Annotated in this window: 1 protein-coding gene (running past one end of the window); it reads right to left on the reverse strand. The window is 72.4% G+C overall.

Translation table 11 applies throughout. From position 1 onward, the window contains the following. A protein-coding gene (locus tag G406_RS0119700; protein WP_028935142.1) for a trypsin-like peptidase domain-containing protein crosses the window boundary here: on the reverse strand, window positions 1-24,745 show its 3' portion. 9,386 nt of this gene lie beyond the right edge of the window; the window shows 24,745 of its 34,131 coding nt (coding positions 9,387-34,131); the start codon falls outside the window, past its right edge; the stop codon is at window positions 1-3.

Here is a 24,745-nt window from a genome sequence, read left to right on the forward strand (position 1 = left end):
TCAGCTGGTCTTCCTGGCGCGCCGGACGGTGAACCGACGAGGCCGATGACACTCCACGGTGAGAGCGGCGGGCAACGGGAGCGGGCCCGAGGCGGTCCGGATGCCGGCCACGCCGTGTGCCGCCAGCTCCACGGTGACCACGGTGCGGCGAGTACGAGCGGGGACGAGAGACTCCGTTCCCCAACCCGGCCCGATGAGCAGCCCGAGGTGGAGCGCTCGCGACCGCCCGGCGAGATAGCGGGCCAGTACCGACCCGATGTCGAGCCAGGGGTCACCGGCGGGAGGTTCGAGCGGCAGCAGACCCTGGGGTGCCACGAACACCGGGACGCTGCCGAGTGGGGCGTCCGGTGTGGACTCCGCCCACACCCCGATCGTCATGACTCGCAGGTGCAGCGGCCGTTCGTCCGGGGCGAGCAGCCGTCCGTCGCGAGTGTCGGGTGCGAGTGCGGTGACCACGCTCAGATCCTTGATCCGGCCCACCACGAAAGCGCGGCCGCCGTGCTTGAAGCGATGCTCGGGGAAGTCGCGATCGACGGGATCGGGTGTGTCCGGCAGCAGGCCCAGCTGCTGGGCCAAGACCCCGGCGTTGGCCTCGACGCCCTGGCCGGACGACAACCGCAGGTAGTGGTCCCGCAGGGCCCTGCGCATCTCCGGTGACGCGTGTGGTTGCCGGCGCACCAGCGCGGTCCAACCGGGGGAGCCGGGTCGTTGTCCGGTCCTGGCCGCCGACTTCAGCAGAAGCTCCACCCTTCCGGGTAGCAGGGTGAGTGTGGTCGCGACGTCGGTGCCGGCGAACGACAGCCACACCTCCAGCAGCTCTCGAGTCAGGTCCTCGTGGTCGGTCGCATCCAGGTGCAGCGCGGGCGCGACGTCGACGACGGTGGCGGCCACAGTGGTGACCGCGTACCACAGCTGCGCCGCGACCGCCGGGGGTTGTCGGGCGAGGGCGTCGAACAGGTCGGAGACGAGCTCCCGGTAGTCCGTGAACACCGGTTCGGTCCAGAACCGGGCCAGCGTCACCCAGCGCTCGTCGGACAGGCCGAGGTCGGTCAACCTGGCCATCGGCCAGCGGCCGTTCGATGCGGCCGCGACCACCTCGGTGGCCAGGATCCTGGCGTGCTCCGGATCGGTCTCCGGCGCGGCGGAACGTTCGGTGAGCGCGCGGAGCAACGGCTCCCGCCAGGGCTCGGTGCCCGGCGTCGAGGTGACCAGCACGGACTCGACGAGGTCGAGCAGCCGGCTGGTCACGGCGAGATCGGGCACGCCGCTCACCAGCAGAGCGAGTGAGCGCGGGTCCGTGACGTGGTCGAGGGCGGCGTCCCAGTCAACGAGGGACAGGTCGACCGGGTCGTCGCCCAGTGCCTCGGATGCGTCGGCGAGCAGCGAGCGAACGTCGGCCGGGAGCACATCGAAGCCGGCTCCCCGATCGGTCGGCCGATCGGCGGGAGTGGCGAACCACGACGGGACGAGCTGCTCGGGCACCGACTCGAGGGAGAAGTGTCCTTCAGCGCGCAACGCCCGCACCCAGTCCGAGGCCATCGCCCCGGCGGGGCCGAACGCGCGCCACACCGGGTTGTCGACGTCCACCAGCCCGGCCGCGACTCGACCCCGTAGCAGCCCGACCATCAGGTCCGACAGATGGCGGTCGTGGTGCTCCCGTGCGTCCTGGTACTCCCAGGGCTCGAGCTGGGCGACCTCGCCGACCTGTTCCCACAGCCGGAGCGCGATGCGCAGCTGCGCGGAACCGCCCCCACCGAGAACCCGTGCCCACGCGGTTGCCGCGGCGAGCCAGTGTCCGCCGGTGGCGAGCGTGGAGAGCAGCGAATCGCCGTCGCGGCCCGCCTCGATCCAGCCTGGCACCAGCACGGCGGCGGCCTGGTGCTGCACCGGGTGCTTCTCGATGTCCCGGAACACAGCCAGCGCCTCGTCCAGCAGCCGAGCCCTGACGAGCAGCCCGACGAGCTCCGCGCGAGCCTCGTCCACGTCGGTGTCCGGCGACCGGAGGCGCAGATCGACGAGCCGCCAGGTCAGCCTGCGCATCAGCGATCTGGCCAGCAGCGGTGCCGCGAGCGCATCGGCGGGAAGGGCGATGCGCTGGACCGGCCGCCGGACCGGAGGTGCTGTCACCGGCGCGGGAGAGGCGTCCCGATGAACGAGCCACCAGATGACGCTCGCCGACGTGGCGAGCGCGCCGAGTAGCACCGCGCTGTGCGGGATGCCCAGTGGCAGCGCCGAGGCGAGCGCGGCTGCCCGCGCGACGCCGGCGGCTGGGCCGGGACCGACGCCGTGTGCGACGCCCGCGCCGGGCCCGAGCACGATGAGCGCCGCGAACACAGCCGCGATCACGCCGAGGAGGACCCGGCGCCCATTCGTCCTGCCGGGGAGCGTGCCGCGCGGTGGGGCGCGTGGCCGGACGGCGCGGTCGGACCGTCCGGCCGGCTGCTGCGGGTGGGTGGCGGCCCAGTCCCGCAGGAGCGCGGCGATCGTGTCGCGGTCCAGCGGCTCCATGCCCCAGTGCGGGAAGGCGTAGCCCACTTCCTCGGTGAGGAAGTCCAGCTCGGCATCGGCTTCGGCCTGGGTCTCGGCGTCGCGGAACCCCACCGCGTGCCGTGGCAGGTTGGCCAGCATCAACTGCAGGTGCTCGAGCATCTCGTAGAACGGCAGATCCGCTTGCCACCCCGCGGTGTAGGCCGGAGGCATCGCGGCGAGCCACCTGCGCAGGTACTGCTCGCGCTGGGCCCGTGTGTAGCCCATGCGGCTCAGATGGCGTGCGACGTCCAGCAGCACGTCACCCCACATGGCGTGCTCCCAGTCGATGACGTAGACCGCGCCGGTGGCCTGGTCGATGATCAGGTTGCGCGGGTTCAGATCACCATGCACCAGGCCGAGCGGCCGCTCGGCCAGCGCCGGGATGGCGTCGAACAGGACCCGCAACGGCGCGCCCGGAATGCCGAACGTCTCGTACAGCTCAGGACTCGCATCGAGATTTCGGTCGTACATCCGCTGGATGTGCCCGGCCAGCGCGCGGGCGAAGCCACGCACGTCGCGTACCCGCCAACGGCGGGACGGGCGCGGCAGCGCGTCGGCGGGGACCGTGGTCATCCTCGCCGAGACGTCGGCGACGAAGTCCAGCACGACGCCCGGTACGGGTTCGCCCCGGGCCGCGACGTCGTTGACCTCCCGGCCCGGCACGAACTCCTGGATCAGCGCGGACCGTCCGACGTGCAGCACGCGGGGAGCCTGGGGCAGGTAGTCGGCGATTCCGGAGTAGATGGCGTGCTCCACCCACACCGGCTCGACGTCCTCGACGTCGATCCGCACCGCGCGGACCATCACGGTCGGGCCGTTCTCACCCAGGCTGATCCGGACGTTGGTGTGTCGCAGACCGGCTTCGGCGGAGTTGATGTGCCGGGCCATCTCGTACACCTGAGGCCAGGTCATCGGCTGTCGCCCGGTCGGCGATCGACCGCCGCCCGGCGGCCCGGCGGCGCCGCGCGACGGGGCTCGGTGGGATCGGTCGCCGAGGAGCCGCCGCATCAGGCCGGACCGGACGAGCAAGGCGACGAACAGCGCACTGGCGAGACCGGCCGTGACCCCGACCGGTCCCGCGACCAGATGCAGACCGCCACCGAGGACAGCGATCAGGGCCATCGTCGACACCGACGCGGAACCGGTGTCGCTACCGGGCCCGGTGCGGACAGCCGAACCGTCGGTGTAATAGGCCGGAAGCGGGTAGGTCTTCGGCGCCTTGACGGTCGGAAGCCAGCTACGGATCAGTTCGTCCCAGAACTCGACCAGATACTGCCGAGCCGCCAGCCCCTCGGTCGTGCCGCTCGTCAGCAGTTCGAGGAGCTGGCGGCGGTGACCGGCCGCCTCACGGAACAGATGCTGGACCCAGAAGGCATTGCGCTCCCGCTGAGCGATGTCGAGCGTGGAGTCGACGACGTGCAGCCATTCGTGCAGCAGTACCTCGGCGCTCCGGATGACGAACGGGTCGAGAGGGGGAACCGGTCGATCCCGGCCGTCGAACCGGAACGTCGACTCACGGAAAACCATCAACCGGTCCTGCCGGATGCTGAATGCGGCAGGCGCCCCGCGCCCGTTGCTCTGGGTCCGCCATGCGGCGAGGAACTCGGCGTCGGTGAGGATCCGCACGTGGGCGCGGTCCCGGAGCAGGTGTGTGCCGGGCCCGCTGTCCACGACGAGGCCGAGCGCGGCGCTGAACCCGAGCCGGACCGCGTCATCGAGGTTTTCCCAGCCGTCGATGGCGAAGGAACGCTCAGGGTCCTCACCGAGGGACAGGGCATTGGTCTGGCCGTTGAACGCGATCCGCTGCCACTCGAGCTGCTTGATGCGGGTCTTCAAGTGGGTGATCTCGACCTCGGCGAGGCTCGTCTCAGCCAACCTCGAGACGAGCAGCCGCTGGGTCTCGACGATCTGCCGCAGCGCGTGCGACAACGAATCGCGGGGCGACACGTGGCCGGGGACCGTGGCGCCGGACCCGCCCGCCAGGAGGGCATCGAGGCGACGGGTGACCTCGTCGAGCGCACGGCCGTCGTCGCCGTGCGCCCGCTTCTCCACCCCGCCCAGTGCCACCGCGCGAAGGTCCTCCAGCTCAGCCTGGTGCTCGGCGGGGAATCTGCCGAACCATGGCACGCCCACCGGCAGGACCGCGGCGACGAGCTGCGGGTGCAGCAGCTGACCGTCGGCCGCGGCCGGAACGCTGGCCAGCAGGACGACGGCGAGCACGACCGCGGCGCGCGCGGCCCAGCGGGTCGGGCTCGCACCCAGCAGACCTGTGATCGGGGGACCACGCGGCCGGACGCCGAACCGGGCGAGCCGCACGTCCGACCGGACGACCGGCTGGGCCACCCGCGCATCCACGAGCTCGCCCGGCATCCCCCGCGGGCCGGCGGATAGATACGGGCCACCGTCTTCGGTGCCGGGCGCGGCCACCGCGCGGTCCGGGCCGGTGTCGTCGGTCGGGTCGAATCCGGCGGACCGCGGCCGACCGATCGGTGATCGGCCGTGCCGGGCGAGTACGGCGAGCGCCGAGGCCGCGACCACAACGGCCACGACCACGGTGACCGGCGGGCCGAGCGACGCGATGGCCACCGGAGCCCCGAGCGTCGCTGCCGTGACCAGGGCGGTAGTGGGTGTGATGAAACCCGCGTCACCCGAGAGCCCGGTGGATCGAGCCGGCAGGTGGCCGATCGCGGCGACGACGGCCGCACTGAGTGTGGGGGACAGCGGGTTCAGCTTCGGCGGGCCGTTGATGAGGCTGTCGGCCGCGCGGAAGGCCCGGCCAGCCGCGGTGCGCGGGTACAGCGGTGCGGTGTCGAGCGCGGCGATCAGCTCCGGCGCGACCTCGGTGAGCGCGTAGCGCGGAGCGGGTGCGCCCGCCACCCGGAACTGCCTGACCAACCCGAGCGTGACCAGGCCGGTGAGCCGCTTCAGCGCACTCGACGTCCCAACGCCGGACAGCGCCGCCAGCCGCGCCACGGTCAACCCCTCCGGCGCGGCCGCGATCGCGGTGAGGATGCCCCGGATCGAGTTCGCTCCCTGTTCGACCAGCGGCTGGTTCAGCGGTGAGCCGAACGCCGTGTTGACGGCGTCGACGGCGAGCGCGACGGCCTCGGTGTCCGCTGTGCCGGGGCGTAGCGACCGGGGCCGGTTCAGCGCGTGGAGCAGGTCGTGGAGTGCCTGTTCGGCCGGTGTGGACGGCTCGACAGGGGTGTCGCCGAGCAGCTCGACCAGCGCGGCGCCCCTCGGCGACAGCCGGTGCGACACGACCCGCGCGCCGTCACGGCGATCGAGAACCTGCCAGACGAATCCCCACTCGGTCAGGGTGAGTACGGGCCGCTCCACCGCGTGGTCCGCGCGGTCGATGGCCGCCGCCAGCTCCCGGGTGGTCAGCCCGTCGGTGCTGCCGCGCAGCGCCACCAGCAGCATGTGCACCGAGTTCCTCGGAACCCGGGTGCTGTGCACGGGCAGCGGGCTGTCGCCCAGCCGCCGCACCGCCGCGAGCGCGGCGGAGACCTCACCGGTGAGCGGGGACTCGTCGCGCAGCGGATCGGACCTGTTCAGCAGCAGCGCGAGCAGCGTGAGTGGCAGCCGCTCACCGAGGTGGTCGGCGTGCCGGTCCAGCTCGGCGAGCATGGCCGCGGTGGCGTCGGCCGGTTCGTAGACCTTGGCCCGCCGATCCGTCCGAGTGTGTGTGACCAAGCCCCAGGCCAGGAACATCGCCAGCCGCTCCTTGACGACGTACGCGGGAAGCCGCAGCCGGTCGGACAGCGCGCTGACGGTCAGCCCGCCCTCGGCCTCGGTCAGCGCGAGCAGGGTCGACCGCAGCGCACCGGGGACCGGGGTGGCGAAGTCGGGTAGCAGCATGACGATCTGGACGGCGGTGCGGACCAGCTCGTCGGACGGCGCGTCGATGTCGAGGGCGACGGGCGTGGCGGCACGGATCACCCTCACCGCTTCGTCGAACACGGTGAGGACATCGCCGTGGTAGGCCGCTCGGTTGTCCAGGCCCTCGCGCAGCTTGCGGTGTCGCATCCGGTCTCCGCCGGACACGATCCGGATCGTGTCCGGCGGTGCCGGCGGGCCGTGGACGACCGGAATGGCAAGGTGCCCGACCGCGGTGAGCGCGGCGGTGATCTCCTCGGTCGCGGGGAGGCCTCGTCTGAGCCCCTCCGGCCGGTTCAGCAACAGCGCCAGCAGAGCGAGTGGCAGCCGTTCGCCGAGGTGGTTCTCCGGGCGGTCCAGCTCGGCGAGGAGATCCGGGGTGTTGCCGGCCGGGCGGTACACATTACCGAGGCGGCCCACGCGTGCCCGCACGACGAGACCCCAGTCCAGGAAGGTCGCCAGCCGCTGCGCCGCCGCCTTCTGGCTAAGCCCCTGTCGGGCTGCCAGCTGGTTCGGGGTCAGTCCGTCCGGGGCGCCGGCCAGCAGGTCCAGGGTCGTACGCACCGCATCGGGTACCGGGGTGGCGAAGTCGGGCAGCAGCATGACGACCCGGACCGCGACCCTGGTCAGCTCGGTGGTTGGTGAGTCCTCGTCGAGACCGGCCGGTGTCGCGGACCGCACCAGAGCCGCGGCCTCGTCGAACAGCGCGAGAAGCGGCCCGCCGCGATAGGCGGCCCGGTTGGCCAGCCCTCGCAGCAGCACGTGGCCGAGGACGGTGAGATCGTTCCGGTCGGTGGTCAGCAGTCCCCACTCGGTGAACCGGTTGCGCCGGTTGTCGGGCAGCTGGTCCAGATAGGTCTCGAACACCATCGCGGCGCGGGTGAGCTCCCACCGGCCGCCACTGGGCAATGGAAGGACGGGCAGCATGGCTCTGACCTCGGCGAGCGCTCCTGCGAGGGAGTCGAACCCCGTTCCCGGAGCCAGCTTCGGTGGGCCGTTGAAGCGCTCGTCGAGCGCGCGCAACACGCGTCCGGCGTCGGTTCGCGGGAACAGCGGAGCTGAGTCGAGCGCGTCGAGCAGCTCGGACACGTCGTCGGTGACGAGGTAGCGCCGAGCGGTGGAGCCCGCCCCGGGCGAGAGGTCACGGACGTGGCGGATCAGCCCGAGCCGCATCAGGCCCGCGAGCCGGCCGCGCATCCCCGCCTCCCCGATTCCGGACAGGGCGGCGAGCTCGGCGGTGCTCAGCCCCCCGGCCGAGGTGGCGAGCGCGGCGAGTATGCCTCGGGTTGAGTTCCGCGACCCGGCCGCCGTCCTGGCGAATCGGCCTGCGGCCAGCCGGGTCACCTCGTCGAGGGCGGTGGCGAGGGCGTCGGTATCGGGCTCACCCGGGCGCAGACCTGTGCGCTGGGCCAACACTGCGCGCAGATCGGCCAGCGCCCGATCCATTGGTGTCGCCGGATCGTCGGGCACGGCGCGCAGTGCGTCGAGGAGCGCGGCGGTGTGCGGCGGCAGCACGTAGGTGACGACACGCCGGCCGCCGCGTTCAACGAGGGACTGCCACACGTGCCCCCACCCGGTCAGGGTCCGCAAGGGCCGGTCCAGCGGCGCGCCCCGGAGACCGGTGAGAGCGGACAGCTCGCCGGCGGTGAGCCCGTCCGGCGCCGTGTGCAGCGCGAGCAACACGTCGTACACCGATGCGGCGCGAGGTCGCGGCCGGTGCGACGGCGGCGCTATACCGAGCACCTCCCGGGCCGTAGCGAGGGTGGCGCCCATCTCCCCGACGATCGGGAACCGCCGCTCTAGCCGGGCCGACCGGTGCAGCTGTAGTCGCAGCAGCGCGAGCGGCAGCCGTTCACCGACATGTGTCGCCGGCCGGTCCAGCTCGGCGAGCAACCGTGCGGTGTCCTCGGTCAGTCGATAACGGTAGCCGTGCGCGCCGGGCGGCCAGCCCCAGTCGACCAGCCCCCACTCCACGAACATCACGAGCCGCTGGCGCAGATTCGTCCTGCTCACACCCGGCGACCTCGCGGCGAGCTCGGTATGGGTCAGGCCGCCGGGCACGGCGAGCAGGTCCAGGGTGGAACGCATCGACCGGGGGGTGGGCTCGGCGGAGTCGAGCAGCAGCTGGAGGATCCGGACGGCGGTGTGGACACGTTCGGTGGCCGGTGAGTCGTCCTCGAGCGCGAGCGGCGTGATGCCCCGCACCACGGCCGCGGCCTCGTCGAACACCGCCAGCAACGGGCCGCCCTCGTACGCGGCGCGGTTGGCCAGACCGCGCTGTAGCGCGCGGCCGGGAGAGGACACCGTGTAGACGGTCTTACTCCTGGTCCTGCCGTGGTACTCCCAGTGCTTGCTCAGCAGACCCCATTCGGCGAACCGGTTGCGGCGCGGGAATCCGGGGGTAGGGATGTCCTTCCCGGTGAACGCGGCGATGACGAGATCGGCGATCTCCTGCCGTTCGGTGTCGTGCTCGGCCCAGCCGTCCTCGGGGAAGCGGGCGGCCACTCGCCGCTCGTGTTCGTCCTCGTGTGTGGTGATGCGTTTCTCGAGGTACCGGCGGACCCTGCTGGGCAGCGTGCGGGTTCGGTCGTCGAAGTGGGTGAACCGGACCCGCCAGACCCTGCCGTGGCTGTCGAAGACGGTGTAGACGAGAACCTCGTGGTAGAGCGCCGCGAGGGTCGCCCGTTCGGCGGCCTCCCGGACCTGGGACCAGTCGAGCACGATCTCCTTGTCCTCGGAGTCGGGCAGCCGGTCGAGGACGGTGCGGAACACCCGTACCGTCCGCTCGTGCTTCAGGACGTTGAACCGGCGGGTGGTCAGCCCGCCGCCACTGGGCAGCTGTCCGTCGGCAACGCGCGGGGGCGCCCTGGTGGCCCGATCGCCGCCGGTCCTTCGGATCGTGCCGGTCCGGGCGAGCAGGGTGACGACCAGCGCACCGGCGAGCCCGGCCATGACGCCGAGCGGACCTGCGAGCAGGTACAGGCCGCTGACGGTGCCGAGTGCGGTGACCGCCAGCACGGTCGACACCGAGGCCGAGCCGGTGTCGTCGGCCGGGTCGAATCCGACCGGCTGTCGCGTCGCGCGGTCGGCGGCGGTCAGTTCCGTGCGTGCTTCGGTGAGTTCGGTGGTGGCCGTCGCCAGCGCGTCGTCGAACTCGGTGAGCATCTCGTTCAGCGTGGCGGCCGGGAGGCCGAGCGCGTCGGCGAGACGGCTCCGGTTCGAGGTGAGCAGATCGGCGAGATCCCCAGCGAGGGACTGGGCGAGCGCGTCGACCGTCGAACGAACGCCTGAAGCGTGCGCGGTGCTCAGCGCGGCGAGCTGCTGTTCGGCGAACCGCAGCCGGGTCAGTACGGCGCCGGGCGCGGTGGGGCGATGCCGGGCGAGCAGCTCGTGGACCGCGATGTCGATCTTCTCGGTCAGTTCGTCGCGCCAGACGTTCTCGTCCGCCGCGGCGTCGGCACCTCTCCCGGCCGCGTAGCGGTGCAGCACCCCGAGAACGGCGAGCTCGCGCCACAGTCGGGTGGCGGCGAGGCCGCTGTCGGTCCCGGTCTCGGCGAGAACCCGGTCACTGACCGCACTGACCATGTCGAGCAACTCCGCACCCAGGACCATCGGCGCGACCAGCGCTGCCTCGGTGCCCGGCGGCATCATCACTCGCCGCAGGCCATCGGCGAGCCGGTGCGCCATGCCCCACCCGTGCTCAGCCGCACCGGCGAGCAGCGCGTCGAGCGCCGCATCGACCGCCGACCTCGCCGCGGCGAGGACGCCCAGGTACCCGGTCCTGGGGTCGAGCCGTAGTGCCTCGCGCGCCGCCCACACCGTGTCCATCCGTGCCGCGACCAGACGCAGCAGGTCGTGTTCGGCCGAGTTGGTCGGAACCGCCGCCAGCAGCACCTTGATCGCCTCGACGGCCGCGTGCTCAGGTTCGGGATCGGTCTGGGCCGTCCTGGCCGCGATGTAGGGGTGCATGCTCGCCTTGAGCGCTTCGTACCCCGAACGGAGCCACGCGACCTCGCTGTCGGCGCTCGTCGGTGTGGCCTCGAACAGATGGCGCAGCGTGACACTCATCGCCTCGAAGTCGTTCTCCTTCCCGGTGACCGGATCGATCAGCTCGAACAGGCGCTCGATCTCCCACGGGGTGGTCCGATCGGGGAGATGGTGCGACGCGGAGGCCAGGTCCAGCAGCAGCACGGTGACCTGGTCCGGCTCGATGGCCTCGGTGTGTGCCCGAATCGCGGCACCGAGCAGCTCACCGAGCAGATCCTGGTTCTGCCGCAGTGACCGGGTGAGGAAGTCCAGTGCGAGCGCCACCCGGTCCTGGGCGGCGGCGAGGCGACGGAACCCGGCGGCCAGCCCGGGGGCGGACCGCCGTGCCGAGGCGAGCTGGGCACTCAACGACTTGCCCGTCGACTTGAGCTCGTAGTCGCTGCTGGGCCGTCCGGCCAGCGTGTCGGCGATCAGGCGGGCGTGCCGCAGAGCGGAGTCGAGCAGCCCGTGACGGCGCAGTTCGGCGACCGCGGTGCCGGGCAGCACGACCATGTCGCGCCCGTCGGACCAGCCACCGGGCGCCGCCACCACCGGCGCGCGTCGCAGCATGTCGTACGCGACCACCGGGTCGACACCGTGGTCTTCCAGCATTCGGCGCAGCACACCCGCTGGCAACCACAGCACGACCGGCGAGTCGGTTGCGAGACCGCCGGAGCGGCGGGCGTCGAGCCCGGCCCCGTCGAGGACGGCGCCGCCGAGGCGACGGACTCGCTTCGAGGACAGCGAGCCCAGTGCGTCGGCCCACCGCCGGAGCTCATCGACCGACAGCGAGGTCCCCGGCTCGTCGGGTGAGCGCGCCTGATCGGCGAGCGCGACCGCCTTGTTGGACAGCGGGATCAGCCCGGCGTCCCAGCGGGTCCGCTGGATCCTCTGCACCTCGTCGGCGGGAGTGACCAGCTTGACCTTGCCCAGCAGCGTCGAGGCGATGACGAAGACGGTCCGCAGGTCACCGGTCAGGTCGTCGGTCCAGGCAACGGCTTCGGCGAGCAGGTGGTCGCGATCGCGCTGGGTGGCGACCAGGTCGGTGACCGTGGTGGTCGGTTGCGGGGTGATCAGCCCGGTACGGGCCTGGTCCAGCCGGTGCTGGGCGCGCACCAGGAGCTGCCAGCGCGCCGGGTCGGCGTGGACGCCGATGGAGGGCAGCAGCCGTTCGATCTGCTCCATCGAGGCGCTGTCCCGGTAGCCGGACAGCTCTGGTGCCGGCACCGGCGCCGGGGCGCCTTCGGGCCGGTCGCGGTAGGCCTGCGCCAGAGCGATCTCCTGGTCGGTGCTGATGAGTTCGGTCGACCCGAGCAGCTGGGCGCCGAAGCTCAGCAGCTCGCGGTCCAGTGCCTCGGTGAGCTCACCCGGACCCGCGACCAGGGCCGCCAGCAGGGTGTTGCGCCTCGCCAGCTCGGTCCGCAGCTCCAGAACCGTGCGCTGCGCGGGGCTCGCATGGTGGCCGATGCGGACGTTGTTGAGCTTCTGCTGGACGAGCAGCAGCTTGAGCCACCGTGCGGGCGTCGGCCGGGGCATGTCGCGCCGGGGGTCGAGCGCGGTTCCCACCAGCGCACTCATCGCCTTCCTGATCGGCTCGACGTAGGCCCTGTCGTAGACGTTCATCGGCGGGTCCACGTTCGCCAGGTCCGTGGTCAGCAGTGACTCCCGGTGGTTGCCGACCATGGTGACCTCGTGGTCGGGGGTGACGAGCCGGGCCAGCCCGTCGAGTCGTCCCGCCTCGGTGAACACAGCGAGCATCGGGCCGTCCAACGCGCCGGGGTCGGCGAGGAAGCGGGCGAGCGCCGCGTCCCGGTCCGCGCGGGCGGTCAGCAGGGCGCCCACCGACCGGGTCGGGTGGTCCGCGCGAGCTCCGGTGCGGGTCCTGACCAGCTTGTCGTGCTCGGCGAGCAGTACCCGCAGTGACTCGGTCCTGCGGACGAGCCCGGAACCGACCAAGGTGGCGATCTCCGTGACCGGTGCCTGGTCGTAGTAGCTGCCCGGGTTGCCCGCCCGTGTCCCGAACCGCCACTCGGTGTCGGTGTCGGTTCCGGGGTGCGTCCTCCGCTGAGCGTTGGCGCCACCGATCTCGTGCCGGTAGGTGACCAGGCCGCTCTGCCCGTGCAACCGGGCGACGGCGAGATACCCGGCCGGCCAGCCGTCAGGCAACGGGCCCGGGTCGGTCAGCAGCGCCCGCAACGTCATGTCCCGGTCGCGCAGCGCGATGATCAGGTCCTCGAATGGGAACTGTTGGACCCGCTGGCGCAGGCCGAACCGGACCGCGTCCACCGCGAGCTGATGGTTGAGCAGTGTGAACCACCGCTGCCGGGTGGGCACGAACGCCGCGAGTGTGCGCGAATCGGCTGGCAACCGGGCCAGCTCGTCGGCGAGCAGCTCGGCGACGACGGCGATGTGCTCGTGATCCCGGATGCTCTCCGGCATCGGCGGGCCCGACCGTGTGTCCGGCGTGGCTCGCGGTTCGGTGGAGGCGAGCAGCCGGTCGATCCCGGTGCGCAGCTCGCTCATCGCGCCGGTGAACGCGACGTCGGCGGGTAGCGGTCGGGCGGTCAGCTCCAGCAGGCCGTGCGACAGCCGCTGGTGCCGCTCGAGCAGGGACCGAGATGACGCCGACGCCTCGGGACCGTGGTGGTCGACGGCCGCGAGACCTGCCTCCAGCTCGATCGCCAGCGCGGCGCGCAGCTCTGCGTCGAGCCACTGCCTGGTCAACCGGTCGACGTCACGGTCATGGGCCTCTGGGTCGTGCGTGGCGACCCGCAACAGGTGGTGGGTGCGTTCGTGGTGCAGCAGCTCGCCGTACCAGCTCGCCGGCAGCCAGCCCCGTTCGACGAGCCACGCGGCCCGCTCGATGATCGTCTCCGGGATCACGATGATCCCGTTCCTGGCCGACTCGACGTCCTCGTCGAACCAGGTGTAGCCGAACAGCGGCCGGTCGCCACCCGTCCAGTCGAGGCCGGCGGCCCGCATCGCCGCCACGCCCTCGGCGGAGAGGTTGTCCCAGCGCAGGACGTCGGGCTCGGTGGCATCAGGGGGCAGCTGGTCGCCGAACAGCCGATATGCGGCACGCAGCTGGGATTCCTGCTCGTCGGTCAACCCGCCCGCCGCGCTCGCCGCGCCACCCCGCCTCACCTCGGTGGACGTGGAGCGCAGCGCCGATCGGGCGCCGGTGAGCGACTCGGCGGCGGCGGTCAGCCGCTCGTCGGCCTCAGCGAGCGCCGTCCGGTAGTCGACCGTCGCCTCGTCGGCCCGGCTGATCAGTAGCGCATGCCGGCGCAGCACGGCTTCGTGTAGCGGGTGCTCGGTACCGACCGGGGCGAGGCCCTCGTCGCGCTGGTCCCAGGCCTCGCCGTGCTCGGCGTCGTCCAGTGCCTCGAACTGCTGACGCAGCAGCCACTGATCCAGCAGCATCGTGGCCGGATCGTCGACGGTGAAGGCCGTCGAGGTGTCGAACCGGCCCAGCGACATGTTGTCGCGCTGGTCCCGGTACGCGGTCATCGGTCGCTGTCCGGCCGCGGCGGCGACCGCCGCGAGCAGGTTCACCTCGGCGTGGCGTTCCAGTAGCAGCCAGGCAGCCGCGACCGGGCCGTCCTGCGGAAGGACGTGCAGCCGCTCGTGCCTGTGCCGCAACGCCTCGGCGTCGGCCCACGGTGTCAGCGCGTCGGCGAACCGGTCGGCGGCGGCCAGCAGCGTGTGCCGGGCCACCGCGTACTCGACCTCGGCGTCCGCGCCGGGCAGCCGTTCGGCGAGCCTGGTCGCGGCGTTGAACGCGTTCCACCAGGTCTTGTTGGTCAGCGGGCCCGGGTCGTCGAGGACGGCACGCAACCGGGCCCGGAAGTCGAGCAGCTTCGCGGACAGGTCGGTCGCGTCGAAACCGCTGCGCGGGCTGAACGCCAGGTTGCGGGCACCTCGGCTCGCGGACAGGGCGAGCAGCAGATCGTGCCAGGGCTGCCTCGGTGCGGACGGGAACTCCTCGGCGTTCGCATCATCGCTGTTGAGCGCCGCGACGATCGTGTTGCTCAGTACCGCCTCCTCGGTTCTCGGCCGGTTGTGCTCGACCCGGGACCGTTCGCGCAGCGCCTCGGTCACCCGATGGTGAGTGGCGTGCAGGGCGGCGAACTCGTCCGCCCCGTCCGCGAGTTCGAGCAGCGTCACCAGCGCCGCGCCCAATGCCAGCGCGGCCGGAGCCCACGGGGTGTCGCGTGCGTGCGTACTGGCGGTGAGGCCGGCGGAGTCCGCGATGAGGCCGAGCACCCCGAGGTCCTCCCGCCACTCCGGGTGCAGCGTGACGAGCCGGTTCATACTGGTCACCACGGCCGTCAGCGCGGGCAGGTGGGGGTCGTCGGCGAGGTTCGTGCGCAGCTGGTCGAGCACCGTCTCGCGCGCGTCGCGCAGCGCGGGGGCCAACGTGTATTCGGCCCGGCGTGCCTGTTCGGCGAGTGCGCGGCGGGCCTCGACGAACTCGTCGGACGCCGCTCCCGCCGCGTTGACCACGGCTTCGGCTCCCGGATGGGCGGCCAGTGCGCCGGCCAACATGGTGAACAGCGTCGCGTTGTGCTCAGGCAGGGGCAGACCGAACCGTCGCACCGCGAGGACGAGCGGTTCCGGCAGGAACACCGTGTCGCGCCGGTCCGCCCAACCGTCGGACAGTGCGACCATGCCCATCCGAGTGACGATGTCGTCCGCCCAGCTCCGGGCACCGGTGTACGGCACCAGCCGGTGGACCAGCGCCCGGCGCGGCAGCCACACGACGACCCGATCGGTCGTGGTGTCGGAATGCACCCCGCCGCCGAGCGCGGTGACCTGCTCGATGTCGAGCCCGCGCAGCGCTCCGCGCACCATGTCGATCTCCGCGCCGCGCAGCCCCCGCCGCCCGGGCAGGTTCAGGCCCTGGCTGGTGATCACCATCGAGACCAGGTAGCCGGCATCGGGTCTACGGATCAGCAACGCGGTCACCGCGAGGCCGATCACCACCGGCAGCAGCCTGCTCCCGGACAATCGGTGCCATACCCGCTGTGCGTGGGCACCCCACGACATCGCGGTCAGCGCCGCGACGGTGATCGTCACGGTGGCCGCGGCCCATGCCGCGGCCGCGCTCTGGCTCGGTGCGGTGAATGCGGCCGCTGCCGCCGGCGCGCTGGTCAGCAGTACGACCGGCACGACGAGGACGGCGACCGTCAGAACTCTGGCGACCCAGCGGGGCACCGAGGTGGGCGTCGGCTCCGGCTCGGCCGTGCCCACCGAGCGCAGGGTCCACAGCAGGTGCCCCCGGGCCTCCCAATACTCGTACTCGGCCCTGTTCCATTCGTACTCGGTGGCCGTATCGAACAAGCCCTGGCTCACCCGCACACCACTGCGCAGGTCGACCCGCAGCGCGTGGAGGCGGTCGCGCACCAGCTGCCACCGGCCCCTGGTCAGCTCCCGCTCGGCCAGCGCGCCGTCGATCGCCCGGTCCCGGGCCTGCCTGATCGCGAGTGCCTGGACCGGGGTGTACCACCCGTTCTTGATGCCAAGGCGAGCCCGGCGCAGCTCAAGCTGTTGCTCGATGATCCGGAACCAGATCTTGCGGGCGTCGATCGTGTCGCCGAGGCGTTTCGCCTGCTCGGCGAGGAAGGCCTCGATGATCGTTTTCATGACCGGTTGCTCCTCGATACTCGGATCGGACACGGACAACAGGGGGTGGCTCTCGGCCTCGACGAGGCGCCGCCACGCGGTGCGCAGCACCGCGAACGCCGGGTCGTCGAGCGCGCGACGCAGCGCCGTCGCCAGCTCGATCACCAGCGAGGACAGGGATTCGGATTCGGGCCGCGCGTCGCGCGTCGGACGGATCAGCAGGGCCCACGCGGTGCGGTCGAGCTGCCACTCCGGGTGCTCCAGGTCGAGCCCGCTGGCGGCGAGGCGCACCGCGTGTGCTCGCTGTGCGGCCAGTTCGGCACGTCGCGCGGCCAGCGTGCGGAACACGGCACGTCCGAGGAGGAGAAGCGCGCCGCCGGAGATCAGAACGGCCCCGATCGCGGCGACATCGCCGGGCCTTCCGAAGGAGGTCAGCCCGAGCGTCGCCGCGCCGAGCGCTCCCGCCATGAATTGCGGGGTGGACTGGCCGGCGTCGCCGGCGCCTGCGCGGGTATCGGGCTCGCGCCCGTTCTCCATGGACCGCCCGACCGCGATGACCAGGGCCCGGCGCGCCTCGAGGAGCTCACGCCGGGTCTCGGCGAGTGTCCGGTCGGTGGCGGCGGTCTCGTCTCGGTAGGTGGCCAGGTGCTGCCGGACGCGGACGTGCTCGGACAGACGCAGCTCCACGAGCAGGTGCGGCAGCGCCCGGTGCATGGCGAGGGCGGCCTCGCGCGCACGTCGGTTCAGCTCGTGCCGAGCCAGGCCGGGGGCGAGGGTGTTGCGCACGGTCGAGGCCGTGTCCAGGAGACCCAGCTCGTGCTCCGACCCGGTGATGCTGATCAGCCGGTGTGCGAGCAGATCGGTGCCCGAGACGGCATCGACGCTGTCGAGCAGGTCGTCCCTGGCCGCCGCGATCGCCACGAGCAGCGCGCGACGTCGGGCGGCGAGCGAGTCGTGGGACAGCTCAGTCGCGGTGACCAACAGGGTCGCCGTTCGATGCAGCTCGGTGAAGGTCCGTGCCGACCCGTCGCCGGGGACGGGGTTCCGTTCGGTCGTCGCGGCCCAGTGCCCGGCGAGTGCGCGGCGCAGGGCCACAGCGAGGGCCCGACCGGCGCGCCACGGCCGCTGGTAGGTGCGGACCAGCTCGGTCTCTCGCTCCGCAGTGATCATCGCCGTGCGCAGCGCGATCGCGGCCCGGTGCGCGGGCAGCCAGGCGGTGGTGAGCGAGTCCGGGTGGTCGATAGCGGCGGTCAGCGCGGCGTCGAACGCCTGGCGCGGCCGCTGAATCCGCGAGGAGCTCAGGTTCCAGCGACGGGTCCGGGACTTGTCGCGGTACCGGGTGAGCGAAGCGTGGGTTCGGGTCACCGCGCGCCACAGGCCAGCGGGCCCGCCGACCGCCGTCACGGTCGCCTCGATGACGTCCAGGTGTTCGCGCTCGTACTCGTAGGGGTCGAACAGCGAGGTCAGGTCGCGTGTGGTCAGTGCGTCCAGCAGCACCCGGTGAGTGGCGTGCAACGCGGACGTGTCGCCTTCGCGGGCGAACAGCTCGGCCAGCGCCTCACCCAGCGCCGCCGCGACCCGGTGCCACAACTGGTCACCGCCGGCCGGGGTGGCGTGCGGGTCGCGCAGCAACCTGAGGGTGTCCAGGTCGGCGGCCCACTCCCGGTTCAGGTCACGCAGCTGTCCGGCCAGTGCCTCGATCCGGCGCCAGAGCGCCTGCTCGGCGATGTCGGTCCGCACAGCGGCGACCTGTGCCTCGATCGCGGCGACCCGTACCGGTTCGAGGTACATCCACGCCCGGCCGACCGCCGCGCCGAGCGCCTGCTCCGCGGCGTCGTGCTCGACCTGGGCGGTCGCTGCCTCATCCAGTGCCACGGCCAGCCCGGGATGCGCCGCGCGAGCCCGTGCCAGGGCGGTGACCAGCGTCAACGCCGCTCGGTGTCGGTCGCGGACCTGGGTCCCCGCAGAGCGTCGCGCATCGGCGGGGTAGGTCCGGGCGTAGGCGAGTGCCTGGTCACGCAACCCGAACAGGTGCAGCGCCCGGTAGGTCGTGTCGACCACCAGGAACCGTCGCTGACCGAGCTCGGGGGACCAGGACAGCGCGATCAGCGACGTGCTCACCGTCTCGGCCCTACGGGTGTCCCCGAGCAGTGCCGTGAGCCGCTCCCGCAGCGCGTGTTCCGGCACCCGTAGGTGCGTCTCGCCGGGCACGGTCAGCACGTCACCGCCGAGTGCACGCACCTGCTGGTCGGTCAGGTCACGCACCGCGGCCAGCACCGCGCGCTCATCGCCCACGTCGAGGACGCGGCGCGGTGGACCGCGAGCGCCGAGCGCGGCGAGGAACCGATGCGACAGGGTCCTGCCGGCGGCGAGCCACAGCACCGCGGTCTTCAGCTCAGTCGCGCCCGGGACCGTCGGCGGTGTCGCCGCTGCCCACTGCGTGAGCAGCCGATCCCGTTCCGCGAGGCGCGCGGCCTCCTGCTCGGCGGTGAGGATCCCGCCGGCCAGGCGCCAGCGCAGCTCATAGCGCAGCGCGTCGCCCCACCAGGTCGCCGGCAGCTCACCAGCGCGCTGACGCTCGTCGACCAGAGCGACGATCCGGTCGGGGACGACCACGACGCCGGCGGCGGCCACCGGGCTGCCGGGGTCGACCCAGGTGAACAGCAGCAGCGGATCGTCGAGCACCCAGCCCAGCCCGCGGCCGGCGAGCCGCGAACCGCCACCGCTGGTGCGCCACCGCAGCACCCGGACTCCGGGCAGTGCGCCCCTGGGCTGCGCCTCGACCGGTAGCTCGGTCAGGTGCCCGGCCGCGTGTTCCCCTGGCAGCTCGTCGAGGAGACGAGTGTCGTGCTCGACGGACTCCTCGCCCGCGGTCAGCGGCCCACCGCGCCTGGTGACGTTCGGCTCCCGCACCCGCACCCTGACATCGCGCCCGGTCACCGGCAGCTTGAAGACCCCGAACGCCGGCGTGTACAGCCGCGTGGTGGTGCCCGAAGCCGGGATCACCAGGCGCACGGTCCGTTCCGTGGTGCCGGCGGGCACGGCCAGCCGGTTGGCGCCGCCCCGGGGGTTCGTTCCGAAGGACAGGTCATAGAGCACCCGCAGGCCGCTGCGATCCGACCACGTACGCAGGTACTCATCGAACGCGTCGCCGTAGCTGAGGTGGCCGGTCGAGGCCGGCTGGCCGAGCGGCCAGATGCCCTCCTCGGTGACCAGCGCGGACAGCTCAGCCAGCCGGCCACGCTCTTGATCCCACACGTGCAGCACCACGACCTGGGTGTGCAGGTGGTCCTGCGCGTGACCGCGCATCGACCCGCTGGCACAGTCCAGGCAGGAACCACCCAGGTTCGGGTAGTTGAGCATCACGATGTCCAGCGGGTCGTCCACCTGCCCAACCAGGACCTCGACCGGGTTCCCGGCGCGGTCCAGGATCGTGACGGGCACCAGCCCCGGTGTGGTCAGCCTGGCGATGAACGGGTCATGACCGAGGCCCCGCGCGACCCGGTCGTAGTACCACTCCCAGGTGAGGGTGCGCGCCTGCGCGCGGTCGCCGGTGCGCTGCCAGGCGCGCAGGTAGTAGGCCAGCAACTCCCTGGTCTGTCGGGTGGCGCGCGGGTGATGGCGGATCAGCGCCTCGGCGATGGCCTCCACCTCCGTCGGCAGCTGCGTCGAGTCCAGATCGGCCTCCAGCAGCGCGCCGAGCAGCCGGGGCAGGCGCTTCTGGAGCGCCGAGGTGTGTGCGTTGAGCCGGTCGATCTGCTCGGAGGGACGTAGCTCGTCGAGTTCCGACCGCAGCAGGTCGAGTTCGGCGGCCTCCGTCTGCCGTTGCTCCTCGCTGAACAACGGAGCAACCAGGGCCAGCCGCGCGGTCAACGTCAACCACGCGCTCAGGTAGTCGGCGCGCCAACCGGTGGGCACCGGTAGGTCGAGCAGCCGGTATGCCGGCCGGTGCAACGCACGTGTCGCCCGGTCGGTCGACCAGCGCCACAGGTCCTGGAGGTGACGGTAGGAGCGGTGGCTCTGCGGCAGCATGTTCAGCACGTCGGCCAGGCCCGGGTTCGCCGACGCGACGAGTTCCCACCACAGCTGGTCGCGCAACGACCGGCTGAGCCAGTGCGGTCCGTCCGGTGGGCTCAGCGCGGACCGGTCCAGGTCCCTGGGCAGCGGCTGGTCGAGGATCTGGGCGAAGGCCGTGAGGGCCGACTCGTGCAGAGTGTGGCGCCGACGCACCGGGATGGCGCGCAGCTCGATGAGTAGCTGCCGAGCCTTCGGCAGGTAGTCCGGATCCGTGCGCGACCAGTGCGCGTGCCGGTTCCGGTGGAACCGCGCCACCTTCCTGCCGAGATCGGCGACGGCGTCGGCCTGGCCGATCAGTTCCCGGCTTCGGTGGTGGTCCCAGGTCAGCAGCCAGTTGGCGAGCGACAACCACAGCTCGGCTTCGGTGAAGAGTCGAGCAATGCGGCTCCAATCGATCTGCTCCGTCCGCAATGCATCGAGGACGCGGTCGATCTCGGTGAACAGATTCGCCGCCCGGTCCAGCGGGATACCTGGCCCGCCCGCGTCGGTGAACCGCTCCAGCAGGTCCCCGCCCTCCGCCGCGAGCAGCAGCAGCAGCGCGATCCGGCTGTGTTGCCTGCCGTAGCTCCAGCCGGTCGCGACCCAACCGGCCCGGTGCACCAACCAGGCGGGCGGAGCGTCGAATGCGGACCAGTCGCCCTCCTCGGCGACCGTGAGCCCCGCCGCTGAGCGCAGCAGCCGCTCCATCCGCTTCTCATGGGTTCCGCGATCCGCCGGGGCGACCTCGGCGAGCATGCCGAGCACCGGTGTCGCCCTCGTCCAGAACTCGGCGCTGGACACCTGTCCACTGTCGACGGTGGCGAACCAGTTCAGTTCCGCGCGTTCCAGCAGCTGGACGATTCGCGCGACGTCCTGGAGATGGTCCAGCCCCTTGTCGTTACGGGCGCGACCCAGGCGGTGGAAGACGTCCTCGTGTTCGAGCAGCTCGCCGAGCAATCCGGCACGGCGCAGCGCGTCCAGGCGAGGCGTGAAGATCACCACGGCTCCGCGCGCGGCCCAGAAGAACCCGGCCATACGCCCCGGAAGGTCCGCGAGCCCATCCCTGGCCAACAGCCGCAGCACCGCGACGGTGAGCGGAAGCTCCAGGATCGGCGGGCCCCTCGGGTAGGCCCGGTCGTGGCCCCTGTCGATCGCGTGCTCGTCCAGCTTCGTCATCAGTTTGCCGAACCGGTCTGCCTCACCCGGCCGTTCTTCCTTGATCAGCCCGCCGTCGTGGCCGCCGAGCCACCCGCCGGTGTCCGGCTGTTCGCCCGCGATCCGGTCGTAGTCGGTGAGTAGCGTGGTCAGCTCGTCCAGATCGAGACCGAGCTCGTCGGACAGCTCGGCGCGCCAGCCGACGAGGATGTCGTGGCGCTGCGCCAGCGCTCTCCGCAGCACGGCATCGACCTGTTCCACCGTCGGCAGCCGGTTCGATGCGCTCACCGTGGTCAGCGCGCCGCGTTGCCGGCTGAGGTCCACCAGTTCCGCCAAGCCCGGCACGAGCCGCGCCCGCGTGGTGGGGCCGGCGACGAGCAGCGCGCGGATCGCGCGGTCGATGTCGTCGAGCCGGTTGGCGAACGCCGTCGGGTCGTCGCGCAGCGCCGCGAGGACCTCGCCGAGGACGCTGACGACCGCGTCGTACTGGCGCAGGGAGGCCAGCGCGGACCGCCCCACTACGCGGTGCGTGGCGTCCCCGACCTGTTCGATACCGGCCACCAGGACCCCCAGCGGCATCTCCAGGGACTCGGTGAGCCGGTCGGCGGCCAGCCACAGCGCCTGGTAGGCCCGCGCCACCTCGACCTCACGCTCGATCGAGGCCAGCTGCATGCGCAGCTCGAACGCCGCATCCATGGCAGGCCCCCAGCCGTCGATGACGTCGCGGTCTCCGGTGGCGAGCACGGCGGTCAGCTCGTCGGAGAACACCTCGAGGGCGATGCGCAGCCGGGTCACCGAATCGGCGCTGTGGCCCTGCCGGTTGCTGACCCGACGCTTCTGCACCAGGTCGTACACGGTGATCAGCGAGGTCCAGACGTCGTGGCCGGGGCTGCCGGCGGCGCGGGACCCCAGCAGCGCCTCGATCCGTTCGATGGCGACGAACTGGGCTTCCGAGTCGATCGACGCGGCTTCGAAGGTCTGTGCCTCGGCGACCCTCCGCCGTGCGTCGAGCAGCTCCCGGTGACGGTCGAGCACCTCGTTGCGTGCCGCCACGGTCGGCGATGCCTCGGCCAGGCCGGCGAGCGCGTCGCGGAGCTCGGCCATCTCCGGGTAGTCCCGGTCGTTCCCACGGCCGGGCTGGTCCAGGCCGGCGAGCACCGCCAGCGCGGTCAGGTCGCGCTGCCAGCGGTCCTCCCACGCAAGGCCGTCGTGTGTGGCCTTCCGCAGCGGGGCGACGACGTCGAGCCAGAGCTGCAGGTTCGCGCCGAGCCGAGCCACCAGCGCCGAGTTCAGCTCGGTGAGCTCGGCGTCGCGGACCAGGGCGCGCAGCGGTGCCAGCGGGTCGGTCGTGGCTCCCGCACCGGGGCTGGGCGCGATCGAGACACCGGTCGCGGTCGCCAGGTGCAGCTCGATCGTGGCGCCGTCGGTCCTGGTCGTGATCTGGGTGTCATCCTGGGCGATCGCCAGGACCAGCGCGGCCGGTGCCATCAGGTGCGCGGCCGCGGTGTCCAGCGCCAGCGCGCCGTCGGACAGCATGTCCCGCAGCCCGTCGGTGAGCTGCTCCCGCACCTCGCGCAGCGCGGCGAGCTCCTCGACGAGCACCGCCACCCGGCCACGCAACCCGGCCAGCCGCCTGGCCAGCTGTTCGTCACGCGGTCCGAGGTCACGGATCTCGGCGAGCAGCCCGGTTGCGCCGTCGAGCTGCTCGGAGGTCAGGTACAGCTCGAACAGGGCGCCGGCGGGTGCGCCGGTGTCGATGGCGGCGCGTGCTGTGTCCAGCATCCCGGACGCACCGTCCAGGGACTCGGCAAGCGCCGCCCTGGACCGCGCATCCAGCCATTCACGAACCAGCAGTTCGCGCTCGGCGAGCCGCGCGGGGGAGCCCGGGTCGGCCGATTCCTCCAGCCGCCAGCGGCGTTCGTAGGCCAGTGCCCTGCTCCACCAGTCGGCCGCGAGCCAGCCGTCGCGCTGGTAGGCGACGACCCGCTCGGCGATCCAGAGCGGTGCGAGTACGACGCCGTTGCCGAACAGCAGGCTCGCCCGGTCGATCCAGGTGAACAGCAGCAGCGAGTTGTTCGGGTCGTTGACCCAGGCCAGACCGTCCTCGCGCAGCCGGGCCGGCGCATCGCCCCGGTGGGTGTTCCAGCCGAGGACCGGCAGGTCGGCGCTCTCCGGTTGCAGTTCGGCCGGCAGCTCGGTCAGGTAGCCGCCGCGCAGCAGCCCGTCCACCTTCCCGCCGAGCTGCGCGTCCTGGGCCGCGGATTCGACCCCGACCCGCAACGGGCCGCTGTTCGGTCCGCGACGCCGGGCCGTCGCCGCCAGCGCGAGCTCCCGGGTGTGCCGCAACGCCGGGATCAGGTGCACCGGGGTCTGCTCGCCCGGGGTCAGCTCACCGGCCAGGTAGTCGAGCAGACCGGGCGCTGGGGCGGCGGGGGCGTCGTCCCACAACGCGAGGATCCGGCCCAGCGCGGTGGCGCCCTCGTGCGGCAGCACCGAGACCAGCACGGTCAGCTGCTCGTCGAGGACGCGTAGCCGGTCCTCGACAGTGGTGGCGGGTGGACCGGCGGCGGCCGTGAGCCGCTGGTGCACGTCCAGGAACCGGGCGGCGGTGATGAGCTGGTGCAGCCGCCAGTGCTCGGCGCGGGCAAGCGCGTACGCGACGTCGCCGAGCGTGGCGAGCAGCTGACGGGCCTCGGCGCCCGTCGCGCCGGTCGCCGCGCCGTCGAGCGCGGCCAGCCAGGCAGCGGCCAGCGCGGCGTGCCGGTCGACGATGTCGCGGTCGGTGTCCGGCCCGAGGTGATGCAGGGCGGCCCAGCGCCGGCCCAGCTCGATCAGCCCGCGCACCGCCGAGGGGACGGTGCCCACCTCGGTGGCAGCCAGGTCCAGGAGCAGCTCGACCTGGTCCAGCTCCGCGCCCGGCCGCCACCGCGCACGCTCCAGACGCTGCTCGGCGTAGCGCATCAGCTCCGTCGGGGTGGTCCAGCGCCGGTAGGTGCCTGCGTCGGCGAGCAGCGCTTCGCCCCGGGTGGCGATCAACGTGGTGTCGATCCGTCGAGTGACCAGGGCGACGACCCGGCCCCGCCCGTCGAGGATCGGCCTGCCGAGCAGCGCGTCGCCGAGCGCGCTGTCCAGGTACAGCTCGGTGCCCTCGTCCAGGCCGAGGACGGGGATCGGGACGAGCTCGTCGTGCGCGCCTGCCGGGACGTACACCAGCCGGCCCCGCGACACAGGGGCCGTGGTCAACGGTGCGGGGTCGGCCGAGCCGTTGACGGCCGGAGCCAGGCCGGGGACGAACAGCATGACGACGCTGCCGGTGTAGAGCTGCTCGTCGGGGCTGGTCCAGTCCTGCACCGGGTGCCCGTCGACGACCAGCCGACCCCAGCCGCCGTTCTCCAGCGCGTCGGCGAGCTCGTCGGTGAGTACCGCCGCCACCCGGCCCGACTCGACGTGCCAGCCCAGCGCGACCCGGCCTCGG

It is taken from the genome of Actinospineispora spinosispora DSM 44797 (assembly GCF_000429025.1).
GTDB classification, from domain to species: Bacteria; Actinomycetota; Actinomycetes; order Mycobacteriales; family Pseudonocardiaceae; genus Pseudonocardia; species Pseudonocardia spinosispora.